Origin of the sequence: Streptomyces sp. NPDC090994 (assembly GCF_044768905.1) — a bacterium.
GTDB lineage: Bacteria > Actinomycetota > Actinomycetes > Streptomycetales > Streptomycetaceae > Streptomyces.
This window is the reverse complement of sequence record NZ_JBIVWS010000009.1, coordinates 57751-80232: the sequence shown is the minus strand read 5'-3', so window position 1 is coordinate 80232 and position 22482 is coordinate 57751. Positions and strand designations below refer to the sequence as shown.

Annotated in this window: 22 protein-coding genes and 1 riboswitch; of the genes, 19 read left to right on the top strand and 3 right to left on the bottom strand. The window is 72.9% G+C overall.

What is annotated here, in order from left to right:
* Positions 1 to 23: 23 nt before the first annotated feature.
* The 5 genes from ACIQR3_RS20290 to ACIQR3_RS20270 all read left to right on the top strand — a co-directional run bounded on the left by ACIQR3_RS20290 (position 24) and on the right by ACIQR3_RS20270 (position 5367).
* The gene (locus tag ACIQR3_RS20290; protein WP_403540718.1) at positions 24 to 338 is read left to right on the top strand and encodes a TraR/DksA family transcriptional regulator; all 315 of its coding nucleotides are present in this window, start codon (positions 24 to 26) and stop codon (positions 336 to 338) included.
* Positions 335 to 1180: a rod shape-determining protein gene (locus ACIQR3_RS20285; RefSeq protein ID WP_403540716.1), complete on the top strand. Its 846-nt coding sequence runs from the start codon at positions 335 to 337 to the stop codon at positions 1178 to 1180. The genes ACIQR3_RS20290 and ACIQR3_RS20285 overlap by 4 nt, the downstream gene beginning before the upstream one ends.
* Positions 1181 to 1407: 227 nt before the next feature.
* Positions 1408 to 2658 carry an MFS transporter gene (locus ACIQR3_RS20280; protein ID WP_403540714.1) on the top strand — a complete coding sequence of 417 codons (1251 nt, stop codon included), beginning with the start codon at positions 1408 to 1410 and terminating at the stop codon, positions 2656 to 2658.
* 123 nt (positions 2659 to 2781) lie between these two features.
* Positions 2782 to 3570: a carbon-nitrogen hydrolase family protein gene (locus tag ACIQR3_RS20275; RefSeq protein ID WP_403540713.1), complete on the top strand. Its 789-nt coding sequence runs from the start codon at positions 2782 to 2784 to the stop codon at positions 3568 to 3570.
* A 99-nt stretch (positions 3571 to 3669) separates the two neighbouring features.
* Positions 3670 to 5367, top strand: coding sequence for a flavin monoamine oxidase family protein (locus tag ACIQR3_RS20270; RefSeq protein ID WP_403540711.1), 1698 nt, complete (start codon positions 3670 to 3672; stop codon positions 5365 to 5367).
* 12 nt (positions 5368 to 5379) lie between these two features.
* Here the strand turns inward: ACIQR3_RS20270 and ACIQR3_RS20265 are convergent, their stop codons facing one another.
* A complete protein-coding gene (locus ACIQR3_RS20265) occupies positions 5380 to 6075 on the bottom strand; it encodes a DUF5995 family protein (protein ID WP_215167964.1) in 696 nt (231 codons plus the stop codon).
* 174 nt (positions 6076 to 6249) lie between these two features.
* On the opposite strand from ACIQR3_RS20265, the gene ACIQR3_RS20260 reads away from it, so the two are divergent.
* The 6 genes from ACIQR3_RS20260 to ACIQR3_RS20235 all read left to right on the top strand — a co-directional run bounded on the left by ACIQR3_RS20260 (position 6250) and on the right by ACIQR3_RS20235 (position 13687).
* Positions 6250 to 7401 (top strand): glycoside hydrolase family 6 protein, encoded by a 1152-nt coding sequence (locus ACIQR3_RS20260; protein WP_403541043.1) that lies wholly within the window; start codon positions 6250 to 6252, stop codon positions 7399 to 7401.
* A gap of 200 nt (positions 7402 to 7601) precedes the next feature.
* Positions 7602 to 9002, top strand: coding sequence for a uracil-xanthine permease family protein (locus ACIQR3_RS20255; RefSeq protein WP_403540709.1), 1401 nt, complete (start codon positions 7602 to 7604; stop codon positions 9000 to 9002).
* 323 nt (positions 9003 to 9325) lie between these two features.
* Positions 9326 to 10933: an alpha/beta hydrolase gene (locus ACIQR3_RS20250; protein ID WP_403540707.1), complete on the top strand. Its 1608-nt coding sequence runs from the start codon at positions 9326 to 9328 to the stop codon at positions 10931 to 10933.
* A gap of 163 nt (positions 10934 to 11096) precedes the next feature.
* Positions 11097 to 12023 carry an MBL fold metallo-hydrolase gene (locus ACIQR3_RS20245; RefSeq protein WP_403540706.1) on the top strand — a complete coding sequence of 309 codons (927 nt, stop codon included), beginning with the start codon at positions 11097 to 11099 and terminating at the stop codon, positions 12021 to 12023.
* Positions 12024 to 12138: 115 nt separating this feature from the next.
* Positions 12139 to 13080: an AraC family transcriptional regulator gene (locus tag ACIQR3_RS20240; protein ID WP_403540703.1), complete on the top strand. Its 942-nt coding sequence runs from the start codon at positions 12139 to 12141 to the stop codon at positions 13078 to 13080.
* Positions 13081 to 13222: 142 nt separating this feature from the next.
* Positions 13223 to 13687, top strand: coding sequence for an acyl-CoA thioesterase (locus tag ACIQR3_RS20235; protein WP_403540700.1), 465 nt, complete (start codon positions 13223 to 13225; stop codon positions 13685 to 13687).
* On the opposite strand, the gene ACIQR3_RS20230 is transcribed toward ACIQR3_RS20235, so the two are convergent.
* Positions 13647 to 14858, bottom strand: a complete 1212-nt coding sequence (locus ACIQR3_RS20230; protein ID WP_403540698.1) for an MFS transporter — start codon at positions 14856 to 14858, stop codon at positions 13647 to 13649. The genes ACIQR3_RS20235 and ACIQR3_RS20230 overlap by 41 nt on opposite strands.
* A gap of 168 nt (positions 14859 to 15026) precedes the next feature.
* Between ACIQR3_RS20230 and ACIQR3_RS20225 the strand changes: the two genes are divergently transcribed.
* Positions 15027 to 16349, top strand: a complete 1323-nt coding sequence (locus ACIQR3_RS20225; RefSeq protein ID WP_403540696.1) for an ROK family transcriptional regulator — start codon at positions 15027 to 15029, stop codon at positions 16347 to 16349.
* A gap of 147 nt (positions 16350 to 16496) precedes the next feature.
* On the opposite strand, the gene ACIQR3_RS20220 is transcribed toward ACIQR3_RS20225, so the two are convergent.
* Positions 16497 to 16934, bottom strand: coding sequence for a hypothetical protein (locus tag ACIQR3_RS20220; protein WP_403540694.1), 438 nt, complete (start codon positions 16932 to 16934; stop codon positions 16497 to 16499).
* Positions 16935 to 17215: 281 nt separating this feature from the next.
* Positions 17216 to 17346, top strand: a riboswitch (FMN riboswitch).
* A gap of 157 nt (positions 17347 to 17503) precedes the next feature.
* Here ACIQR3_RS20220 and ACIQR3_RS20215 point away from each other — a divergent pair.
* From ACIQR3_RS20215 to ACIQR3_RS20185, 7 genes are all read left to right on the top strand, one after another.
* Positions 17504 to 18106 carry a riboflavin synthase gene (locus tag ACIQR3_RS20215; protein ID WP_403540691.1) on the top strand — a complete coding sequence of 201 codons (603 nt, stop codon included), beginning with the start codon at positions 17504 to 17506 and terminating at the stop codon, positions 18104 to 18106.
* Positions 18103 to 18747, top strand: a complete 645-nt coding sequence (locus ACIQR3_RS20210) for a nicotinamide riboside transporter PnuC (protein ID WP_403540688.1) — start codon at positions 18103 to 18105, stop codon at positions 18745 to 18747. Before ACIQR3_RS20215 ends, ACIQR3_RS20210 begins: the two co-directional genes overlap by 4 nt.
* Positions 18744 to 20033, top strand: coding sequence for a bifunctional 3,4-dihydroxy-2-butanone-4-phosphate synthase/GTP cyclohydrolase II (locus tag ACIQR3_RS20205; RefSeq protein ID WP_403540685.1), 1290 nt, complete (start codon positions 18744 to 18746; stop codon positions 20031 to 20033). Before ACIQR3_RS20210 ends, ACIQR3_RS20205 begins: the two co-directional genes overlap by 4 nt.
* 62 nt (positions 20034 to 20095) lie before the next feature.
* Positions 20096 to 20602, top strand: a complete 507-nt coding sequence (ribH, locus tag ACIQR3_RS20200; RefSeq protein ID WP_403540682.1) for a 6,7-dimethyl-8-ribityllumazine synthase — start codon at positions 20096 to 20098, stop codon at positions 20600 to 20602.
* 13 nt (positions 20603 to 20615) lie between these two features.
* Entirely contained in the window at positions 20616 to 20888 is a 273-nt protein-coding gene (locus ACIQR3_RS20195) for a phosphoribosyl-ATP diphosphatase (protein ID WP_004990764.1), read from the top strand.
* A 41-nt stretch (positions 20889 to 20929) separates the two neighbouring features.
* Positions 20930 to 21787: an ATP phosphoribosyltransferase gene (gene hisG / locus ACIQR3_RS20190; protein WP_403540679.1), complete on the top strand. Its 858-nt coding sequence runs from the start codon at positions 20930 to 20932 to the stop codon at positions 21785 to 21787.
* 19 nt (positions 21788 to 21806) lie between these two features.
* Positions 21807 to 22289: a PH domain-containing protein gene (locus tag ACIQR3_RS20185; protein ID WP_403540677.1), complete on the top strand. Its 483-nt coding sequence runs from the start codon at positions 21807 to 21809 to the stop codon at positions 22287 to 22289.
* The last annotated feature ends 193 nt before the right edge of the window (positions 22290 to 22482 follow it).

The window sequence follows — 22482 nt, the reverse complement described above, 5'->3', positions numbered from 1 at the left end:
GTACGAAGTGGTGAAGTGGTGAAGTGGTGAACCACCAGACCATCGGCGACGGCGCCCTGCACCTGTCGCCGGAGGACCTCGCCGAGCTGCGGCGGAACCTGTGCGAACAACGGGACCCGGCCCGGCGCCCCGCGGCCCCGGGCCGGGCCCCCGTCCCACTCTCCGCCTCCACCCGCATGGTCCTCGCCGACGTCCGGGCGGCGCTCCAGCGGATCGACGAGGGCCGCTACGGCATCTGCCACCTGTGCCGGCGGCCCGTCGGCCGGGACCGCCTGATGGTCGTGGAGCAGGCCCGCTACTGCGCGCGGTGCCGGCACGTACGGGAGCCCGGGCGATGACCGTCGTACGCCGCCCCCGCACCGGCCCCGGGGCCCGGCACCGGCCCTGGCCGCTGTGCCGGCGCTGCTGCGGCCTCGCCCTCGACCTGGGCAGCGCCCGTACCCGCGCCTGGATCTCCGGCCGCGGCGCGCTCCTCGACGTGCCCACCGTCACCTTCCCCGGCGCCGGGGCCCACCACCCGGTCCAGCGCGGCGCGATCGTCGACGTCCCCGGGACGGCCCGCATGCTCGACCGGCTGCTCGGCCACCGGCTGCCCCGGCTCACCCGCCCCCTGGTGGTGGTCACCACGCCCGTGCTGGACGGCCCCGTCTACCGGGAACGCGCCCGCGCCGCCGTGCGGGTGCTGCGTCCGAGTGCGGTGCTGACCGTCCCCTCCGCCCGTGCCGTCGCCCTGGCCGCGGCGGCCGACCTCGCCCGCCCGCTGCTCGTGGTGGACATCGGCGCGCACCTCACCGAGGTCGTCCTCCTCTCCGACGGTGCCGTCTTCGACGCCCGCCGCACCGCCCTGGGCACCGTCGATCTGGCCGACGCCGACGCGGGCACGGACGCCTCGGCGGAGATCGGCGAGGCCGTCGCGACCATGGTCACCTCGATGCTCCGGCAGGACCGTACGTTCCTCACCGCCGACGCCCTCAGCCGCGGTGCCCTCCTGGCCGGCGGCGGCGCCCTGCGCCCCGACCTCACCCGGCGGCTCATCGACCGGCTGAGGGCACCGCTGCGGGTGGTTCCCGCGCCGCACACCGCCGCCGTCCGCGGCGCCGCCAGGATCCTGCGGGCCGCGCACGGCCACCCGTCGGCGGGCGGCGAGCCGCCCCCGGGCTTCGGCCCGCTTTCCGGCTGAGCCCTCGGTACGCCCCGCCGCCGCGTGCCCCGCTGAACCCCGGCCCCGTCCCCCGCGACCGCCACTGTCCGTGCCGCGGGTGTCCGTGCCGCGGGTGTCCGTGCCGCGGGGCAGGCGACTACCCTCGTTGCCATGACCCGCCGACATTGATCCACCGCCCGTGCCTCCCGCGGACCGCCCCGGACGCCGTACCTCCGACGTCCGCAGCGGCTCCCCGGGAAGGCCTCATGACACCTCCACCCGCGCGCGTGCCCGCCCCCGGCGGTGTGCGGCGCCTCTCGACCGTCCTCTGCGCCTACGCGTTCTGCGACGACTTCGTCCTCCTCTACCCGGTGTACGCGCTGCTCTTCAGCGACGCCGGACTCTCCCTCGGGCAGATCTCCTCCCTCTTCGTCCTGTGGTCGGTCACCGGCGTGGTCCTGGAGGTGCCCTCCGGCGCCTGGGCGGACGCCGTCTCGCGGCGCCGGCTGCTGCGGCTCGGTCCGCTGCTCACGGCCGCCGGCTTCGCCCTGTGGGTGCTCGTGCCCTCGTACCCGGCCTTCGCGCTCGGCTTCGTGCTGTGGGGCGCCGGGGGAGCGCTCGGCTCCGGTGCCCTGGAGGCACTGGCCCACGACGAACTGGAGCGGCTCGGCGCGGCCGACCGTTACGCCCGGGTCATGGGCCGGGTCCGCGCGGTGGGCCCGGCGGCCACCGCCGCCTCGATGGGCCTCGCCGGGCCGGTCCTCGCCTGGGGCGGGTACCACGCCGTCGGCGCGGCCGGCGTCCTCGCCTGTCTGCTGGCGTCGGCCACGGCGGCCCGGCTCCCCGAACACCACGCACCGTCCGCCCGGGACACGGGCGCGGGCTGGACGGCGACCCTGCGCGCCGGGCTCGCCGGGGCCCGCGCCGACCGGTCCGTGCGCGGCGCGCTGCTGCTGGTCCCGGCCGTCACCGCGGTGTGGGGAGCGCTGGACGAGTACACGCCGCTGCTGGTCCGCGACACCGGCGTGGCCGAGGCGACCGTCCCCTGGCTGCTGCTGGTGGTCTGGTCCGGCGCCATGGCCGGCGGCCTGCTGGCGGGCGTCGGCGAACGCCGCCTCGGCACTACCGGGCTCGCCGCGCTGCTCACCGGCGCCGCCGGCGCGCTGGCCCTGGGCGCGCTGACCGGCGGCCCGGCCGGGATCGTCCTGATCGGCCTGGCCTTCGGCGGCTTCCAACTGGCCACCGTGCTCGCCGACGCCCGCCTCCAGCGCCGTATCGACGCGACCGGCCGGGCGACCCTGACCTCGGTCGCGGGGCTCGGCACGGAGCTGGGCACCGTCGCGGTGTACGGCGCCTACGCGGCCACCGCGTCGGCGGCCGGCCACGACGGCGCCTTCGCCTGGGCGGCGGTGCCGTACCTGCTGACGGCGGGAGTGCTGGCGGCCACGGTCCGGCGGAGGCGATGGCCGCCCCGGGAAAGGAGGCGCGCAACGAATCACCGTGAACCGGCCCTGTGACGCAACGAACCGCTCACCCGCGCGCAACGCCTGCTCCTTGTCCCGGCGGGAGCGGCGACCGTAGCGTCTTCCTGGCTCCCGCCTCCCCCTCCGTCACCCCTCCGTCCCCGGTGAGGAACACCCATGCGCACCGCCCTGCTCCAGAGCTCCGGCCGCCCCGGCTCCGTCGCCGAGAACCTCGGGGTCCTCGACGAGGCCGCGGGCCGGGCAGCCGCCGCGGGCGCCGGGCTGCTGGTGGCGCCGGAGCTGTTCCTGACCGGGTACGCCATCGGCGACGAGGTGGCCCGGCTGGCCGAGCCCGCCGACGGCGACGCGGCCGACGCGATCGCCCGGACGGCCACCCGGCACGGCCTCGCCGTCGCCTACGGCTACCCCGAACGGGACGGCGACCGCGTCTTCAACTCCGCCCAGCTGATCTCCGCCGACGGCACCCGGCTCGCCGGCTACCGCAAGACGCACCTCTTCGGCCGCTACGAGCGCGACCACTTCAGCCCCGGCGACCGGACCGTCGTCCAGGCCGAGCTGGACGGTCTGACCGTCGGCCTGATGATCTGCTACGACGTCGAGTTCCCGGAGAACGTCCGCGCCCACGCCCTGGCCGGCACCGACCTGCTCCTGGTGCCGACCGCGCAGATGCACCCGTTCCAGTTCGTCGCCGAGTCCGTGGTCCCGGTGCGCGCCTTCGAGAACCAGATGTACGTCGCGTACGTCAACCGGGCCGGCGCGGAGGGCGAGTTCGACTTCGTCGGCCTGTCCGTCCTGGCCGGCCCGGACGGCACCGCCCGCGCCCGCGCGGGCCGCGCCGAGGAACTGGTCCTCGCCGACGCGGACCCGGCCCTCCTCGCCGCCTCCCGCGCGGCCAACCCGTACCTGACCGACCGCCGCCCCGGCCTGTACGGCTCCCTCGCCTGACACCCGGTACTCCCCGGTACACCCTGGTAGTACCGGCATCCGTCCGCCCCGTACCTCCCCCGCACTTCCCGGCACGTCCGCACAAGGAGTCCGCACCCCATGACGTCCACGGTGCCCAACGCCGTCGAGCACACCGACGGGCAGCAGCCGCCGATCACCATGTTCGGCCCGGACTTCCCGTACGCCTACGACGACTTCCTCGCCCACCCGGCCGGGCTCGGCCAGATACCCGCGACCGAGCACGGCACCGAGGTCGCCGTCATCGGCGGCGGACTGTCCGGCGTCATCACGGCGTACGAACTGATGAAGATGGGCCTCAAGCCGGTCGTGTACGAGGCCGACCGGATCGGCGGGCGCCTGCGCACCGTCGGCTTCGACGGCTGCGACCCGGAGCTGCGGGCCGAGATGGGCGCCATGCGCTTCCCGCCGTCCTCCACCGCCCTGCGGCACTACATCGACCTGGTCGGCCTGGAGACCCGGCCCTTCCCCAACCCGCTCGCCGAGGCCACGCCCTCCACCGTCGTCGACCTCAAGGGCGAGACCCACTACGCCGAGACCCTCGCCGACCTGCCCCGGGTCTACCGGGACGTCGCCGACGCCTGGGCCCGCTGCCTCGAAGAGGGCGCCGACTTCTCCGCCATGAACCGCGCCCTGCGCGAGCGGGACGTGCCGCGCATCCGGGAGATCTGGTCCCGGCTGGTCGAGAAGCTCGACAACCAGACCTTCTACGGCTTCCTCTGCGACTCCGAGGCGTTCCGGTCCTTCCGGCACCGTGAGATCTTCGGCCAGGTCGGCTTCGGCACCGGCGGCTGGGACACCGACTTCCCCAACTCCATCCTGGAGATCCTCCGCGTCGTCTACACCGAGGCCGACGACCACCACCGCGGCATCGTCGGCGGCTCGCAGCAACTGCCGCTGCGGCTGTGGGAGCGGGCGCCGGAGAAGACCGTCCACTGGCCGCACGGCACCTCGCTGCGGTCCCTGCACGCCGACGGCTCGCCCCGCCCCGCCGTGACCCGCCTCGACCGCACCGCCGGCGACCGCGTCACCGTCACCGACGCCGCCGGTGACATCCGCACCTACCGGGCGGCCGTCTTCACCGCCCAGTCCTGGATGCTGCTGTCGAAGATCGCTTGCGACGACGCGCTCTTCCCCATCGACCACTGGACCGCCATCGAGCGCACCCACTACATGGAGTCCAGCAAGCTGTTCGTGCCGGTCGACCGGCCGTTCTGGCTGGACAAGGACGAGGAGACCGGCCGGGACGTCATGTCGATGACGCTCACCGACCGCATGACGCGCGGCACGTACCTCCTCGACGACGGCCCCGACCGGCCGGCCGTCATCTGCCTCTCGTACACGTGGTGCGACGACAGCCTGAAGTGGCTGCCGCTGTCCGCGCACGAGCGGATGGAGGTCATGCTGAAATCGCTCGGCGAGATCTACCCGAAGGTCGACATCAGGAAGCACGTCATCGGCAACCCGGTGACCGTCTCCTGGGAGAACGAGCCGTACTTCATGGGCGCCTTCAAGGCCAACCTGCCCGGCCACTACCGCTACCAGCGGCGCCTGTTCACGCACTTCATGCAGGACCGGCTCCCCGCGGACAAGCGGGGCGTCTTCCTCGCCGGCGACGACATCTCCTGGACGGCGGGCTGGGCCGAGGGCGCCGTCCAGACCGCGCTGAACGCGGTCTGGGGCGTCATGCGCCACTTCGGCGGGACGACCGACCCCGGCAACCCCGGGCCCGGTGACGTCTACGACGCCATCGCTCCCGTGGAACTCCCGGAGGACTGACTGACACGGAAGTCAGCCCGGCAGTGGTGTGAGCAGCATGCGGCCCGCGAAGCCGACCGCCTCGTCGAGCCGTTCGGTGATCTCCCCGACCAGGTCGGGCAGCCGGCGCATCGTCCACAGGGTGCGGGCGGCGACCCAGGCGGCGTCGCGGGCCCGCTCCAGGCACCAGGAGTTGAGCAGATGGGTCAGCGGGTCGGCGATCTGGAGGAGATCGGGACCCGGCATCAGATCTTCGCGGACGCGCTCCTCCAGCGACACGAGGATCTCGCCCACCCGGTCGAACTCATCCTCCAGGTCCCCGGGTTCGCAGTCGAGCGTACGACAGGTGTCCACGACGGCGAGCGCCAGGTCGTGCCCGATGTGCGCGTTGATGCCCGCGAGCGCGAACTGCGGCGGACGTACCTGGGGATGACGGCGGAACTGGAACAGGGGCCGCCAGCAGGCAGGCGGCCGGCGCCCGACCTCCACCGCGTCGACGGCGCCGAGGTAACGCTCGGCGAACCGTACGTCCAGCGTGCTCGCGGCCAGGGCGTCCGGGAACCGGCCGGTGTCGATGTCCCGGTCCACGGCTTCGGTTACGGTCAGATAGACCCGGTTGAAGACCGCCACCCCGTCCCGGGCTGGCAGCGTCGCGTCAAGAGCGCGCATCCGGGCGAGGACGGTGTCCATCGAGTCGATGGCCGTGGAGACGTGTCGACAGTGCGCCATGGGGGCAGAGTCGCAGCTTCAGGGGGACGGAAGGAACGGCGGGCCCGTCGCTTCCCCGGAACGGGGTAACGCGCCCGCCGCGTGGGGGAGGGGATCCGTATCGTGTCCGGCCTTCGTACCAGGCGGCTGGCCGCGCGCAGGGCCGCGCGCCGGCGTGCCGCCCGCCGCGGCCTCATGGTCGCCGTGGCCGCCGTCGTCACCGTGACCGGCACGGTCGCCGGGACCCTGTCCGCGCTGGAGGACGCCGACACCGGCGGCGGCCGTGCGGACGAGGCCCGGCCGTCGGTGACCCGGTCGTTCCGGCCCGTCCACGAGCACGTCCCGCAGTCGCCGTCGCCCTCAGCGCCGGCCTCGCGCTCCGCGTCCGCGTCGTCCGCGCCGCGGACGGGCCCGGCACCCGCGCCCGCGCCGACGAAGACCGCCGGGGAGCCGCGTACGGCCGCCCCGGCCGCCCGGCTCTACCGCCACCCCGACTCCCAGGTGCTCGACTGGGTGACCGCCCACCCCGACGACCCGCGGCACGCGGTCATCGCCGACCGGATCGCCGGCCGGCCCGCCGCCGTCTGGTTCGCCGACTTCACGCCGGAGACCATCACCGCCCGGGTCCGCGCCGTCACCTCGGGCGGAGCGGCCCAGGGCCGGGTCCCGGTCCTCGTGCCGTACGCGGTCCCCGACCGCGACTGCGGCGGCCACTCCGAGGGCGGGGCACCCGACCTCGCGGCCTACGACGACTGGATCGACCGCTTCGCCGCCGGACTGGGCAGGGAGGAGGTCATCGTGATCCTGGAGCCCGACTCGGTCGCCCAGGCCGGCTGCCTGTCCGCCGCCGACCGCGCCGACCGCTTCGCCTCCCTCGCCCGCGCCGGCCGCGTCCTCAAGGAGGCCGGCCCCCGGACCCGGGTCTACTACGACGCCGGTCACTCCGGCTGGCACGCGCCCGGCAAGCAGGCCGGCTGGCTCCGGCAGGCGGGCGCCGCCTCGGCCGCCTCCTCCGACGGCGTCTTCAGCAACGTCTCCAACTTCCACACCACCGCCGACGAGACCGCCTACGACCGCGCGGTGCTGGACGCCCTCGGCGGACCGGCGCACCTGGGCGCCGTCGTCGACACCAGCCGCAACGGCAACGGCGCCCCGGCCGACGGCGCCTGGTGCGACCCGGCCGGGCGCCGGATCGGCCGCGCCCCGACGCTGGCCACCGGCGAGGACCGGATCGACGCCTACCTGTGGGTCAAGCTGCCGGGGGAGTCGGACGGCTGCAAGGGCAGCCCCGGCACGTTCAGCCCCTCCTACGCCTACGACCTGGCGCGCGGCGACTCCTCCTCGTAGCCCCCGTCGAGCAGCGGCTCCCGCGTCGTGCGCCGGGCGACACGTACCATCTCTGAGGCGTGAACCAGCAGATCCTCCGAAGAGAGGGGCCAGGTCACGCGGACAGTGATCCGAGCGCTCTCCGCTCTCGGGTCGATGTGAACGATTGGCCGCTCATCTTGTACTTTTCCGTTCGGTAAGTACAGAACGGAGAGTAACGAATGTCCGGTTTCGGATGGAAGCTGCACGGAGACGGCAGGACCCTGGCACCAGGTGAGGTCGTCCGGCCGAACGAGCGGCTCACCTGGACCCGGACGATCGGGCTGGGCGCGCAGCACGTCGTCTCGATGATCGGCGCGTGTTTCGTCGCCCCGGTGCTCATGGGTCTCGACCCGAGCCTCGGCCTGATGGCCTCGGGTGTCGCGACCCTGTTGTTCCTCGTCCTGACGCGCGGGCGGGTCCCCAGCTACCTGGGCTCGTCGCTCTCCTTCGTCGGTGTCGCCGCCGTCATCGGCAGCCAGGGCGGCGGTCCGGCGGAACTCACCGGCGCCTTGTTCGTCGTGGGGCTCGCCCTGGCCGTGGTCGGTCTCGTGGTCCAGCGTCTGGGCGCCAAGGTCATCCACGCGGTGCTGCCGCCGGCGGTGACGGGCGCCGTCGTCATGCTGATCGGCTTCAACCTGGCCCCGGTGGCCGCCTCCAGCTACTGGCCGCAGGACCAGTGGACGGCGCTCGCCACGATGCTCTTCACGGGCCTCGCCCTGGTCGTCCTGCGCGGCTTCTGGTCCCGCATCGCCATCTTCCTCGGCCTGGTCTTCGGCTACCTGCTCTCCTGGATCCTCGACCTCACCCTGGGCAAGATCCACTCCATCGACGGCAGCGGCAAGGTGGTGGACCACTGGCGCCTGGACCTGACGGCGGTCAAGGAGGCCGCCTGGGTCGGCTTCCCCGACACGCACGCGCCCTCGTTCAGCGCGTCGGCGATCGTCGTGGCCCTCCCGGTGCTGATCGCCCTGGTCGCCGAGAACGCGGGCCACGTCAAGGCGGTCGGCGAGATGACCGGCGACCCCCTCGACGACAAGCTCGGCACCGCCATCGCGGCGGACGGCGCGGCCACCATGGTCTCCACGGTCGCCGGCGGCCCCGCCACCACCACGTACGCCGAGAACATCGGCGTCATGGCCGCCACGCGCGTGTACTCGACCGCCGCCTACATGTGCGCCGCGATCGTCGCCCTGTTCTTCGGCCTGTGCCCGAAGTTCGGCGCGTTCGTCGCCGCGATCCCGGGCGGAGTGCTGGGCGGCATCACCGTCATCCTCTACGGCATGATCGGCCTGCTCGGCGCCCAGATCTGGGTGCGCAACAAGGTCGACTTCGGCCAGCCGCTCAACCTGATCCCGGCCGCCGCCGGCGTCATCGTCGGTATCGGCGGCGTGACGCTGGAGTTCACCGACAACTTCGAACTCAACGGCATCGCCCTCGGCACCCTCGTGGTGCTGACCGGCTACCACGCGCTGCGCTGGCTCTCGAAGGCCGCGGGCACCTCGCGGGGCGGGCTCCTGGACGCCGGGACGACCAGCTACGACGACACCGACACGGACCGGGGAAGCGGGCAGACCCGCTGACGGAACGGGCGCATCGGGCGTGAGCGGGGCTGTCCAGCCGCGGTTCGCGCCCGTTGTCGTCTCCGCGGGCGGGGCGGTCGGGTGCGTGTTGAAGGCCGGGAGCACCTGGGCGGGCCGGCGGCACCGGCTCGTTCCCGCCCACAGCTCATCCGATACGCCCCTGGGCGGCCGCTCCGTTCTCGGGACCACCCCAGGGTCCCCCGAGCGAGCTACCCGCCTGTCCTCTCCGGGGTGACGCGCGCCTCCGGTGGTCTCTTGTTGACTCGAACCGTCAACACGACGGCCGGACAAGGCCGACCAGCCCAGTAGCCGAGGACAACACCATGACCACGACACGCAGTTCCGCGCAGCGCGGTTTCCCCAAAGGCCGCCGCATCGCCGCAACCCTGCTGGTCTCCACGCTGGCGGGAACCGCACTGGTCGCGTGCGGCGCGGACGCCAAGGGCTCGCAACCGGCCAAGGCCTCCGGCAGGAGCCTCGACGGGACCGCGGGCGACGCCGAGATCACCTGGGGCGAGTGCCCGGCCCTGGCCGAGGGACGGACCCGTGACCCCCGCCTGGCCTGTGGAACGTTGACGGTGCCGCTCGACTACCAGAACCCGGGCGGCGAGAAGATCGACCTGGCGGTCTCCCGGCTGTCCACCGCAAAACCCGGGAAGCGGCGTGGCGTTCTGCTGCTGAACCCCGGCGGGCCGGCCCTGGGCGGTCTCGACATGCCCGGAACCATGGCGTCCGCACTGCCGAAGTCCGTGCTGAACCGTTACGACCTGATCGGCTTCGACCCGCGCGGTGTCGAACACAGCACCCCGCAGAGTTGCGGTCTGCGGGACCCCGGCGTGGCCGGGCTCTTCCCCTATCCCGCCGCGGACGGCTCGATCACCAAGAACGTGGCGCTCGCCAAAGCCGCCGCCGAGCAGTGCGCCGACACGGTGGGCGAGAACCTGCGGTACTACAGCACCGCCAACACCGCCCGCGACATGGACCGCGTCCGCCAGGCGCTCGGTGAGAAGAAGATCTCCTACTGGGGCCAGTCCTACGGCACCTACCTCGGCGCCGTCTACCGCTCCCTCTTCCAGGACCGCACCGACCGGATGGTCCTGGAAGGCAACGTCGACCCCACCAAGGTATGGGCCGACCTGGTGGCGGACACCTGGGGCAAGGGCATGGCCGACCGGTTCCCCGATGCCGCCCGCGTCGCCGCCGCCCAGGCGAGCACCCTCGAGCTGGGCACGAACGTCGAGCAGGTGACCCGCACCTACCTCGCCCTCGCCGACCGGCTCGACCGCACTCCCGCGGCGATTCCCGGCACATCGGTGTCGCTGGACGGGGCGCTGCTGCGGAACATGACCTACGCCCTGCTTCTGCACAACGACAACCTTCCCGCGCTCACCCAGTTCTGGAAGGCCGCCGACAACCTGTCCGACGGCAGCACCACGGCCGCTGACCTCGCGGTTCTCAAGGAGGTGTTCGCCGACACACCGCTGTCCCCGGGCGTCCCCGCGGACAACCAGGCCACCATGTTCATGGCTCTCACCTGCGGCGACGCCGAGTGGCCGCGCGACATCGACGGCTACGCCGCCCGCACCGCCGCCGACCGGGAGAAGTGGCCGCTCACCGCGGGCATGCCCGCCAACATCTGGGCATGCGCCTACTGGGACAAGCCGGCTGAGCCGACTGTCAAGGTGGCGAAGGGCGGCCCGCGCAACACCCTGATCCTGCAGAACCGCCGGGACAACGCCACCCCGTGGGAAGGCGCCGTCGGACTGCACAAGTCCCTCGGCGCCGGCTCTGCCCTCGTAGGCGTCGACAACGGCGGGCACTACGTCTACGGCGAAGGCTCCGCCTGCGCCGACAAGGCCACCCTCGGCTTCCTGGCCACCGGCCACCTGCCGGACAAGGACGTCTACTGCACCGACGTCACCCAGAAGTGACCCGCCGGAAGGCGGTGCCTCCCTGCCCGGCCCGCCGACGCCGCACCGGCCGCCCCCGATGACCTCCCCAGCCTGGAAACAGCAGGTACATGAGACGCTCGGTTATTTTCCTGAGCAACCCGAGCATTGAGACGATCGTTCCAGCCTTCTTAAGGTCTGGCGCATGACGGACAACGACAACCGCGTGCAAACCATGATGCTGGGCGATCTCGAGATCATCCGGGTGGTCGAGTGGCACGAACCGTTCCTGCCCGCCTCCGTGTTCCTGCCCGAGGTCGGCGCCGGCACATGGACCGGGAACAAGGACTGGCTGGCACCGGACCACTTCGAGCCGGACAGCGGCAGGACGGTGGTCGCACTGCAGTCGTGGGTTCTGCGCAGCGGCGGGCGGACCGTACTGATCGACACCGGGGCGGGCAGTGATCGCGAGCGGCCGGGCATGGCGCCGTACTTCCACCGGCGCCCGAGCGATTTCCTCGACGTGCTGGAGAGCGCCGGTGTACGCCCGGGAGATGTCGATGTCGTCGTCAACACGCACCTTCACGTCGATCACGTGGGCTGGAACACCACCGACGTGGGTGGACAGTGGGTGCCCACCTTCCCCAACGCCCAGTACCTCATTCCGGGCGCCGACGATGCCTACTACGGTCCGGACAACACGCGGAGGCAGGAACTGCCGGAAGTCGACCGCATGATCTACGACGACAGCATCGCGCCCGTCCACCAAGCCGGACAGGCCGTTCTGTGGGACGGCCTGCACCACATCGACGCACATCTCACTCTGGAGTCCGCGCCGGGCCACACTCCCGGCGCGTCCGTGGTGCGACTCGCCTCCGGTACCGACCGGGCGGTCTTCGCCGGAGACATTCTGCACAGCCCGGTGCAGATCCTCGACCCCTGCTGCAACAGCGGCTCTTGCCTCGACCCGGCGCGGGCGGTGGCCAGCCGCCGCAGGATCCTCGAACGGGCCGCCGACGAACGGGAGCTGCTCATCCCCGCGCACTTCGGCGGCGCGGGAGCCCTTGAGGTCCGTCGAGAGGGCGGCGGGTTCGCCCTCGGCCCATGGGCCGCGTTCGACCAGACGAAGTAGAGCGTCCATGAGGGTTCGCGCAACAGCCGACGGGCCGTCGCAGCGGCCGCCGTCCCAGGGCACCCCGGGCTCTGTACCCGCGCGATGGCGCGCACACGCCACCTATCCTCTCCCGGTGGATGTGGTGAGCGACGCGATCTCCGCGGTGCGTCTCGGGCACCCCTCGTTCCGCCGGGTGGGGATGCGGGGCAGCTGGTGCGTGCGGCTGGACCCGTACCACGGCGCGGGTGTGGGCGTCGTGATGAAGGGCGGCTGCTGGCTGCTGCCCGACGACGGCACCCCCGTACACCTCGGTGTCGGTGACGCGGTGATGCTGCCCCACGGTACGGGCTACCTGATCACCGACTCTCCCGTCGACCCGGTGGCCGCGGCGCGGAAGGCGGTGCCGCTGGAGCAGTGGCTGGCGGAGACGGATTGGCCGGTCCGGCCCGACGACGACACGGAGTTGCTCTGCGGAAGCTACCGCCTGGACAACAGCAGCCGGCATCCGCTCATGGAGGAACTCCCGCAGGTCGTCCGCCTTGTCAATCGAATGGGCAGCCACCTCGAACTACGCGCCGCGATCGACCTCCTCGCCGGCGAGCTGGATCAGACACGGCCCGGCTCCAGCGTCGCCCTCCCGGGCCTGCTCGACCTGCTCTTCGTCTACATGATCCGCTCCTGGATGGCCGAGGACACCGACGGAGCATGGCCCCGGGCGCTGAGCGACCCGGTGACGGCCACCGCCCTGCGCGCGTTGCACGCGGAGCCCGCCGCGCCGTGGACCAATGAGAGCCTGGCGGCGACGGCGCGAGTCTCCCGCCCCACCCTGGCACGCCGGTTCACCACCCTGGTCGGCAGGCCTCCGATGGCCTACCTCACCTGGTGGCGCCTGACCCTCGCCGCCACCCTCCTCCGGGACACCTCGGAAACCGTGTCGGCCATCGCGGACCGCGTCGGTTACGGCACTCCGTACGCACTGTCGCACGCCTTCGAGCGGCAATTCGGTACCACGCCGGGACGGTACCGGGCCACGACGGCGAATCGCTCGCCGACCACCGACGGCAGCGCCGGCTGACCGCGCCTCCCGGTGAGCGGGAACGCCGCGCGGTGCACAGGCGGCCGCCGGCGGTTCGCCCGGTGAGCGCCTGCTTAGGATGAGCAGGGCCGCTGGTGGTTGACGGCGGCGATCATCCCGTACGTCCCCAGGAGCACCACCCATGACCGCCGAAGCCCCGGCCGCGCCCATACCCGCCCTCTCGTACGGCCGGCTCGTCCCCGTCACCGTCCACTTCGACGACCTCGACGCCCTCGGCCTGCTGCACAACGCCCGCTACCCGGTGCTGGTCGAGCGGGCCTGGGGCGAGCTGTGGGAGGGGCACGGCTACCGGTACGCGGGTGACTGGGCGGCGGCCGGCGACGCCTGCAACGCGGTGAAGGAACTGCGGATCACCTACGAGGCGCCGGTCACCCGGCCCGGCGGGTACGCCGTCCACCTGTGGCTGGAGCGGCTGGGCCGGACCGGGCTGACGTACGGCTTCCGGTTCTGCTCGGCGGACGGGGCCACCACCTACGCCCACGGCACCCGGGTCCTGGTCCGGCTGGACGCGGCGACGATGCGGCCGGCGCCGTGGAGCGAGGAGTTCAGGGCCGTCGGCCGGGAACTGCTGCGTCCGGCGGACTGACCTGCACCGGGGTGCGGTCCCCGGCGCGCAGCACTCCCGCGAACGCCACCAGGCCGCAGGCCAGCACGGTCACCAGCCCGAACGACACCACCAGGCTGGTGGCCTCGGCCAGCCCGCCGATCGCGCTGGGCGCGATCAGCCCGGAGGTGTACGTGATGGTGGCGACGCCCGCGATGGCGAGGGACGGGTTGCTGCCGCTGCGGCCCGCCGCCGCGAAGCAGAGCGGGACGACCACGGCGATGCCCAGGCCCAGCAGCGCGAAGCCGGTCATCGCCACCGCCGGGTGGCCGCCGACGACCACGAGCAGGCCGCCGAGCGCGGCCAGCACGCCGCTCACCCGGACCGAGCGCACCGCGCCGAACCGGTCCACGATCCGGTCACCGGCGAACCGCGACAGGGCCATGGTCAGCGTGAACCCGGTGGTGCACGCCGCCGCGAGCCCCGCCGAGGTGTCCAGCTGGTCCCGCAGGTAGACCGCCGACCAGTCCAGGCTCGCGCCCTCCGCGAAGACCGCGCAGAACCCGACCGCGCCGATCAGCACCGCCGACCTGGGCGGCAGCGCGAACCTCGGCGGGGCCTCCTCGCCCTCGGCGGGCTGGAGATCCAGCACCCAGGAGCACATGACCAGGCCGAGCACCGTCAGGACGGCGGCGGCCAGCAGATGGTGCAGCCGGGCGTCCGCGCCGAGGTGGGCGGCGAGCGTGCCGCCCGCCGAACCGATCAGGGCGCCCGCGCTCCACATGCCGTGCAGCCCCGACATGATCGACTTGTCGAGACGGTTCTCGACCTCGACGCCGAGCGCGTTCATCGCGACGTCGGACATGCCCGAGGTGGCCCCGTAGACGAACAGGGCGAGGCAGAGGGTGGCGAGGTTCGGGGCCAGCGAGGGCAGGGTCAGGGACAGCGTCCACAGGGCCAGCAGGCCGCGCAGGGCGGTGCGGGCGCCGAAGCGGTGGCTGATCCGGCCGGCCAGTGGCATGGCGAGGGAGGCGCCGAGCGCGGGGAAGGCCAGGGCCAGGCCCAGCTGGCCCGCGCTGACCCCGGCGTGGTCCTGGATCCAGGGCACCCGGGTCGCGAACGAGCCGGTGACGGAGCCGTGCACGGCGAAGACGGCCGCCACGGCGTAGCGGGCGCGCCGCACCTCACGCAGTTGGTAGACCACCGCACTCATTCTCGGGCCCCTCCGTCGTCTCCGCTCCCCGCACCGGGTGTGCGGCGGCGAGCGTGCGCGGCCGTGCCACGGGCCGACCGCGGGGCGTAAACTATCAGGAAGGTTGCCTTATAGATAGTGGGTATCCTCCGCGGGCCGTTCCGCCCGTCCATCTGGAAGGATCCCGGCATGCCCGCCACTCCGAGCACCGCCCGGGCCATCAACGACCGGCTCGCCCTCAGCCTGTTCCAGCGGGAGGGCCCGTTGACGGCCGCGCAGCTCAAGCAGTTCACCGGCCTGTCCCGGCCGTCCGTGGCCGACCTCGTCGAACGGCTCACCGCGGCCGGCCTGATCGAGGTGGTCGGCGAGGCGGGGGAGCAGCGCCGCGGCCCCAACGCCAAGCTGTACGGGATCGTCGCCGGGCTGGCCCACCTGGCCGCCCTCGACGTGCGCACGGAGGGCGTCTCCGTGCTCGTCTCCGACCTGGTCGGCGGCGTGCTGGCCGAGGCGTCCGGGCCGATCCGCGACGACGCCGGGACCGGACCGGCGGTGGAACAGGCGGTCGCGCTGGTGGAGCAGGCCGCCAAGGAGGCCGGGGCGGACCGGCTGCACACGGTGGGCATCGGCGCCCCCGGCCTGATCGACCCGGCCAGCGGCGATCTGCGCGACTCCGGCGGGCTGCCCGCCTGGCACCGCCGCCTGATGGCCGCCGTGCAGGAGCGGTTCCCGGAGTCCCGGGTCAGCGTCGAGAACGAGACCAACCTCGCCGCCCTGGCCGAACAGCGCGACGGCGCCGCCCGGGACCGGGACACGTTCGTACTGCTCTGGCTGGACCTCGGCATCGGCGCCGCGCTCGTCCTGGACGGGACGCTGCGGCGGGGCGCCTCCGGGGGCGCCGGCGAGGTCGGCTTCCTGCCGGTGCCGGGCACGACCGGCCTGCCGTCGGCCACCGACTGCGACGGCGGCTTCCACTCCCTGGCCTCGGCGTCGGCGATCGTCGCCCTCGCGGCGGAGCACGGGCTGACGCTGCCGCACGGCGACCGGGCGGCACCCTCCGACCCGACGCACGCGCCTGACCTGGTCCGTGCCGCGACGCACGCGTCTGACCTGGTCCGTGCCGCGACGCATGCCCCCGATTCGGTCCGTGCCGCGATGCATGGCCCCGATCCGGTCCGTGCCGCGACGTACGCCCCCGCCTTGGTCCGCGCCGCGGCGCACGGCACGGACCCGGCCGCCGGGCGCTTCCTCGACGCCCTCGCCGACCGTGTCGCCCTCGGCGTCGCCGCCGTGGTCTCCGTCCTCGACCCCGGCTGCGTGGTGCTGGCCGGGGAGGTCGGCCGCGCGGGCGGCGACGTGCTGGCCGGCCGCGTCCACCGCGCCCTGGCCCGCATGTCCCCGCTGCCCACGGAGGTACGGGCCGGTCTGCTGGGCGGCGAGGCCGTGCTGCGCGGGGCGCTGCTGACGGCTCGCGACCGCGCGCAGGACGAACTGTTCACACCGCCGGGGAGCTGAACCGCCCCGCACCACCGGGCAGCCGCCCCGCACCCCCGCCCCGCTGCCCGGCACCGCCGCCCCGCACCACCGGACAGCCACCCCCAACAGCCGGCCCGTACCCCCACCCCGCACCCCCGAACAGCCGCCCCGCACCAGACCGAACCGTCAGCCGGCCTCCGCGCCCCCGCGCGACGCCGCCAGCCACAGCAGTACCGTCGGCAGCACCACCGCCGTGCCCAGCAGCGCCATGAACCCCGCGCCGCTCGCCGCCGACAGGGGCGCCAGATGCCCGGCGTGGAAGACCAGATGCGGTACCGAGGAGGCCAGATAGGCCACCAGCGCGGTCAGGACCAGCCGCCGCTCCATCGTCGCCACCGCCGCGCACAGCACCACGGCGAGCGCGAGACCGGCCCCGCCGAAGTCCCGCAGCAGATGCTCGTTGTAGGGCGGCAGATGCGACACCCAGGGCCACTTCCAGAACAGCTCCGGCAGCAGCAGCACCCACAGGCCGAGCACCAGTTGGGTGCCGGCGAGCACCCCGAGCCCCGCCCGCACCAGCCCGTCACGCCGGTCACGCCCGTCACGTCCGATCGTCCACCGCACGGCGGTAAGCCTTCCCCGCCGTCGGCCGCGTTCACCGCGGACGGGGTGGCCCGGCGGCGGGCAAGGGCCGTCGTCACCGCCGCCGGACCGGTCACAAGGGGGAGGTCGCGCAGACACTAGAGAGGACTAGACCACAGCGTCAATAGGTACGTTCCTGTGGGTACGTTCCTGTCGCGGGCGAGGAGGCGAGGAGGCGAGAAGGCGGGAAGGTGTGAGTCACCCCACAGCCCCCGCCCGTCTGGGTGACGATCAGACGTGGCACACTGGCTCTGTACCAGAAGCAGCGCACTCCGGGGTCGGTGAAAGTCCGAACCGGCGGTTACAGTCCGCGACCCGGTCGCCTCCAGCGGCCGGTTGACCAGGTGAAATTCCTGGACCGACGGTTAAAGTCCGGATGGGAGGCAGTGCGCGGCGGACGAGCCCATGTGCGCGTCGCCGGCTGTTTCGGACCCGTCCCCGAGGGACAGGTCCGACCGACGAACGCCGTACCGGTGTCGTCGTCCGTACGTCCTGTCGGCTGTCGACAGATGCCCCGGAGTCCGTGCCCAAGAGGCAGGAGGACCCGGGAAGTGTTCACCGGAATCGTCGAAGAGCTGGGCGAGATCACCGCCGTCGAGACCCTCGGCGACGCCTGTCGCTTCCGACTGCGCGGCCCCGTCGTCACCGAGGGCGCGCGGCACGGGGACTCCATCGCCGTCAACGGCGTCTGCCTCACGGTCGTCGACCACGAGGGCGACGAGTTCACCGCCGACGTGATGGCCGAGACCCTGAGCCGCTCCAGCCTCGGCGCCCTCGCCGTCGGCTCCCGCGTCAACCTGGAGCGCCCCACCGCGGTCGGCGCCCGCCTCGGCGGCCACATCGTGCAGGGCCACGTCGACGGCACCGGCGAGATCATCGAACGCGAGCCCTCCGAGCACTGGGAGATCGTCAAGATCTCCCTCCCCGCCCAGCTCGCCCGTTACGTCGTCGAGAAGGGCTCCATCACCGTCGACGGCATCAGCCTCACCGTCGTGGAGGCCGGCCCCGACTTCTTCACCGTCAGCCTCATCCCGACCACCCTCGCCCTGACCACGCTCGGCGTGAAGCAGCCCGGCGACCCGGTCAACCTCGAAGTGGATGTCATCGCCAAGTACGTCGAGCGGCTGCTCACCGGTCAGGGGGAGACCAAGTGAACTGGCTCAACTCCGAGGCGTTCGTCCTGTTCGACCAGCACATCAAGTGGTCGGACATGATCGGCAACGTGATCGGTCTGCTCGGTCTCGCCCTCGGCTGGCGGCGCTCCCTGTGGACCTGGCCGGTGCAGTTCCTCTCCGGACTCATCCTCTTCGCCGCCTTCGCCACCGCTCACCTCTCCGGCAGCGCCGGCAAGCAGATCGTCGTCATGGTGGTCGCCGCGTACGGCTACTGGCAGTGGAACCGGGGCCGCCGGCAGGCGCAGGACGGCAGCGTCGCCGTCCGGTTCGCCACCTGGCGCGAGCGCGCCGCCCTGCTCGGCGCCGCCGCCGTCGGCACCCTCGCCGTCGGCGGCCTGTTCACCGCCTACCCGAGCCTGTCCTGGGACCCCTGGCCGGACGCCTACGTCTTCGTCGGCACCGTCGTCGCCATGTACGCCCAGGCGCGCGGCATGGTCGAGTTCTGGTTCGCCTGGCTCCTGGTCGACCTCGTCGGCGTCCCGCTGAACTTCGCCAACGGCTTCGCCTTCTCCGGCTTCGTCTACGTCATCTACGGCGCGCTCGTCCTGTGGGGCCTGCGCGACTGGTGGCTGCGCTCCCGCAGGGGTCCGCGGCCCGTCATGGAAGGAGCGCCCGCATGAGCGCGGCACCTATCCTCTACAGCGCCGACGGTCCCGAGGACCTGATCCTCGACCCCGTCGCACAGGCCGTCGCCGACATCGCCGCCGGCCGCCCGGTCGTGGTCGTCGACGACGCCGACCGGGAGAACGAGGGCGACCTCGTCATCGCCGCCGAGAAGGCGACCGAAGAGGTCGTCGCCTTCATGATGAGCGAGTGCCGCGGCCTGATCTGCGCCCCCATGGAGGGCGACGAACTGGACCGGCTCCGCCTCCCCCAGATGGTCGAGGACAACACCGAGTCGATGAAGACCGCGTTCACGGTCTCCGTGGACGCCACCGCCGCGCACGGCGTCACCACCGGCATCTCCGCCGCCGACCGCGCCACCACGCTCCGCCTGCTGGCGAGCGGCACCGCCGAGCCCACCGACCTGGTCCGCCCCGGCCACGTCTTCCCGCTGCGCGCCCGCCCCGGCGGCGTCCTGGTCCGCGACGGCCACACCGAGGCCGCCGTCGACCTCGCCCGCCTGGCGGGCCTGCGCCCGGCCGGTGCCATCGTCGAGATCGCCGGCGAGGACGGCCGGATGCTCAGGCTGCCCGAGCTGATCCCGTTCGCCCGCAAGCACGGCCTGACGATCATCTCCATCGAGGACCTGATCGCCTACCGGCGCAGCGCCGAGCCCACCGTCCGCCGCGAGGCCGAGGTCCACCTGCCCACCGCCCACGGCACCTTCACCGCGTACGGCTACCGCTCCACCGTCGACGGCGTCGAGCACGTCGCCCTGGTCCACGGCGACCTCGGCGACGGCACCGACGTCCTCGTCCGCGTCCACTCCGAGTGCCTGACCGGCGACGTCTTCGGCTCCCAGCGCTGCGACTGCGGCCCCCAGCTGGACGCCTCGCTGGCCCGCATCCAGGCCGAGGGCCGGGGCGTGGTCGTCTACCTCCGGGGCCACGAGGGCCGCGGCATCGGCCTGATGTCCAAACTGCGCGCCTACGAGCTCCAGGAGCGCGGCCGGGACACCCTGGACGCCAACCTGGAACTCGGACTGCCCGCCGACGCCCGGGACTACGGCGCCGGCGCCCAGATCCTCAAGGACCTCGGCGTGCGCGGCGTCCGCCTGCTGACCAACAACCCCGACAAGAGCGACGCGCTGGTCCGGCACGGCCTCACCGTCACCGGTCGCGAACCGATGCCTGTCCAGGCGGGCGAGCACAACCTCCGCTACCTGCGCACCAAGCGGGACCGGATGGGACACGACCTGCCCTGGCTGGACACCACCACCGTGTCCACCTGCGGCAACCAGTGAGCACGACGAAGCACAGCAACAAAGCACAGCAACAAAGCACCACAGACACACCGAGGAGAGACGTGAGCGGCAAGGGCGCACCGGAACTGTCCGTACGCAATGTGGGTGACCTGCGGGTCGCCGTCATCGCGGCGCAGTGGCACGAGAAGGTGATGGACGGCCTGGTGGACGGCGCGCTGCGCGCCCTGCACGACCTGGGCATCAGCGAGCCGACCCTGCTCAGGGTCCCCGGCAGCTGGGAACTGCCGGTGGTCGCCAAGGGCCTCGCCGAGCGCGGCTACGACGCGATCGTCGCCCTCGGTGTCGTCATCCGCGGCGGCACCCCCCACTTCGAGTACGTCTGCCAGGGCGTCACCCAGGGCCTCACCCAGGTCTCCGTCGACACCGGCGTCCCCGTCGGCTTCGGCGTCCTGACCTGCGACACCGAGGAACAGGCCCTGGACCGCGCCGGCATCGAGGGCTCCAGCGAGGACAAGGGCCACGAGGCGGTGACGGCGGCGGTGGCGACGGCGGCGACGCTGCGCTCGGTATCCGAACCCTGGCGCCAGGGCGGCCCGCACAACCCGTAGAGTGGACGCCACCATGTCCAAGAAGACGTTCGAGGAGCTGTTCACCGAGCTCCAGCACAAGGCCGCCCACGGCGACCCCGCCACCTCCCGCACCGCCGAGCTGGTCGACAAGGGCGTCCATGCCATCGGCAAGAAGGTCGTCGAGGAGGCCGCCGAGGTCTGGATGGCCGCCGAGTACGAGGGCAAGGAAGCGGCCGCCGAGGAGATCTCCCAGCTGCTGTACCACGTCCAGGTGATGATGGTCGCCCGCGGCATCTCCCTGGACGACGTCTACGCCCACCTGTGAACCGACCCACCACCCCCCGTTGAGCAAAGGAAGCCGACCTCATGCTGCGCATCGCCGTCCCCAACAAGGGTTCCCTCTCCGGCCCTGCGGCGGACATGCTCCATGAGGCCGGCTACCGGCAGCGCCGCGAGTCCAAGGAACTGCGCATCGTCGACCCGGGCAACGAGGTCGAGTTCTTCTACCTCCGCCCCCGCGACATCGCGATCTACGTCTCCTCCGGCCGGCTCGACATCGGCATCACCGGCCGCGACCTGCTGGTCGACTCCGGCGCCGACGCCGAGGAGATCCTCCCCCTCGGCTTCGCCCGCTCCACCTTCCGCTACGCCGGCAAGCCGGGCGCGGCGACCGGCGTCGAGGACCTCAAGGGCAAGACGATCGCCACCTCCTACGAGGGCATCGTCGCCCGGCACCTCGCCGACAGCGGCGTCGACGCCTCCGTCGTCCACCTCGACGGCGCCGTCGAGACCGCCATCGAGCTGGGCGTCGCCGAGGTCATCGCGGACGTCGTCGAGACCGGCACCTCGCTGCGCAACGCCGGTCTGGAGGTCTTCGGCGAGCCGATCATGAAGTCCGAGGCGGTCGTCATCCGGCGCACCGGTGACACCGCCGACGAGACGGCGGACGCCAAGGCCCAGCAGTTCCTGCGCCGCCTCCAGGGCGTCCTGGTGGCCCGGACGTACGTGATGATGGACTACGACTGCCGGGTCGAGCAGCTGGAGAAGGCAGTCGCGCTCACCCCCGGCCTGGAGTCCCCGACCATCTCCCCGCTGCACAACGAGGGCTGGGTCGCCGTCCGCGCGATGGTCCCCGCCCGGGACGCCCAGCGGATCATGGACGACCTGTACGAGATCGGCGCCCGCGCCATCCTCACCACGGCCATCCACGCCTGCCGCCTCTGACCACCTCCGGAGCGATCTCATGGCGGACGCCACCCCCGGGCGGACCACCGGCGGGCAGCCGGAGCTGCCCGCCCTGCCCGTCACCTTCCGGCCGGGCCGCACCCGCGCCGTCCTGCTCGCCGCCGCCGTCGTGCTGTTCGTGGTCCTCACGACCGTCGCGATGCTGCTCAAGGGCCTCGGTCCGGGCGAGCGCGCCAGCTTCGTGCTGACCGCGCTGCTCCTGGACGCCGTGCTGCTGATCCTCGCCCGGCCCAAGGCCGTCGCCGAGGAGTCCGGCGTCACCGTCGTCAACCTCACCCGCCGGCGCCGGCTGGACTGGGCGGAGATCGTCCGGGTCAACCTCCGTTCCGGCGACCCCTGGGTCTTCCTCGACCTGAGCGACGGCACCAGCCTGCCCGTGCTCGGCATCCAGCCCGGCATCGCCAAGCAGCGGGCCGTCGCCGACGCCCGCACCCTGCGGGCGCTCGCCGAGGCCCGCTCGGCCGGCCACCCGGGGGCGTGAGCCACCCGCTCCCGGGCGCCCCCGAGGTGCGCTCCGGAGCGTCCCGGGGGCGGATCGGGGACCGATCGGGGTCGTCCACCCTGCCGCACCCACCCCGTTCGTGATTAATCTGGAGGGCGGCGGCGCGACAGGAGCGCCTCCGTCCCTGTCGCTCCGCCCGGTGCACAGGGGTTCCTGCTACCCGAGGAGTGAC

Bases quoted from the DNA above. Each gene is read 5' to 3' on its own strand.
- ACIQR3_RS20255 (WP_403540709.1), top strand. From the start codon at position 7,602: ATGTCCGGTTTCGGATGGAAGCTGCACGGAGACGGCAGGACCCTGGCA.
- ACIQR3_RS20185 (WP_403540677.1), top strand. From the start codon at position 21,807: ATGGCGGACGCCACCCCCGGGCGGACCACCGGCGGGCAGCCGGAGCTG.
- ACIQR3_RS20195 (WP_004990764.1), top strand. From the start codon at position 20,616: ATGTCCAAGAAGACGTTCGAGGAGCTGTTCACCGAGCTCCAGCACAAG.
- hisG (WP_403540679.1), top strand. From the start codon at position 20,930: ATGCTGCGCATCGCCGTCCCCAACAAGGGTTCCCTCTCCGGCCCTGCG.
- ACIQR3_RS20230 (WP_403540698.1), bottom strand. From the start codon at position 14,858: ATGAGTGCGGTGGTCTACCAACTGCGTGAGGTGCGGCGCGCCCGCTAC.
- ACIQR3_RS20245 (WP_403540706.1), top strand. From the start codon at position 11,097: ATGACGGACAACGACAACCGCGTGCAAACCATGATGCTGGGCGATCTC.
- ACIQR3_RS20265 (WP_215167964.1), bottom strand. From the start codon at position 6,075: ATGGCGCACTGTCGACACGTCTCCACGGCCATCGACTCGATGGACACC.
- ACIQR3_RS20235 (WP_403540700.1), top strand. From the start codon at position 13,223: ATGACCGCCGAAGCCCCGGCCGCGCCCATACCCGCCCTCTCGTACGGC.
- ACIQR3_RS20275 (WP_403540713.1), top strand. From the start codon at position 2,782: ATGCGCACCGCCCTGCTCCAGAGCTCCGGCCGCCCCGGCTCCGTCGCC.
- ACIQR3_RS20260 (WP_403541043.1), top strand. From the start codon at position 6,250: ATGGTCGCCGTGGCCGCCGTCGTCACCGTGACCGGCACGGTCGCCGGG.
- ACIQR3_RS20205 (WP_403540685.1), top strand. From the start codon at position 18,744: ATGAGCGCGGCACCTATCCTCTACAGCGCCGACGGTCCCGAGGACCTG.
- ACIQR3_RS20280 (WP_403540714.1), top strand. From the start codon at position 1,408: ATGACACCTCCACCCGCGCGCGTGCCCGCCCCCGGCGGTGTGCGGCGC.
- ACIQR3_RS20225 (WP_403540696.1), top strand. From the start codon at position 15,027: ATGCCCGCCACTCCGAGCACCGCCCGGGCCATCAACGACCGGCTCGCC.
- ACIQR3_RS20270 (WP_403540711.1), top strand. From the start codon at position 3,670: ATGACGTCCACGGTGCCCAACGCCGTCGAGCACACCGACGGGCAGCAG.
- ACIQR3_RS20250 (WP_403540707.1), top strand. From the start codon at position 9,326: ATGACCACGACACGCAGTTCCGCGCAGCGCGGTTTCCCCAAAGGCCGC.
- ACIQR3_RS20285 (WP_403540716.1), top strand. From the start codon at position 335: ATGACCGTCGTACGCCGCCCCCGCACCGGCCCCGGGGCCCGGCACCGG.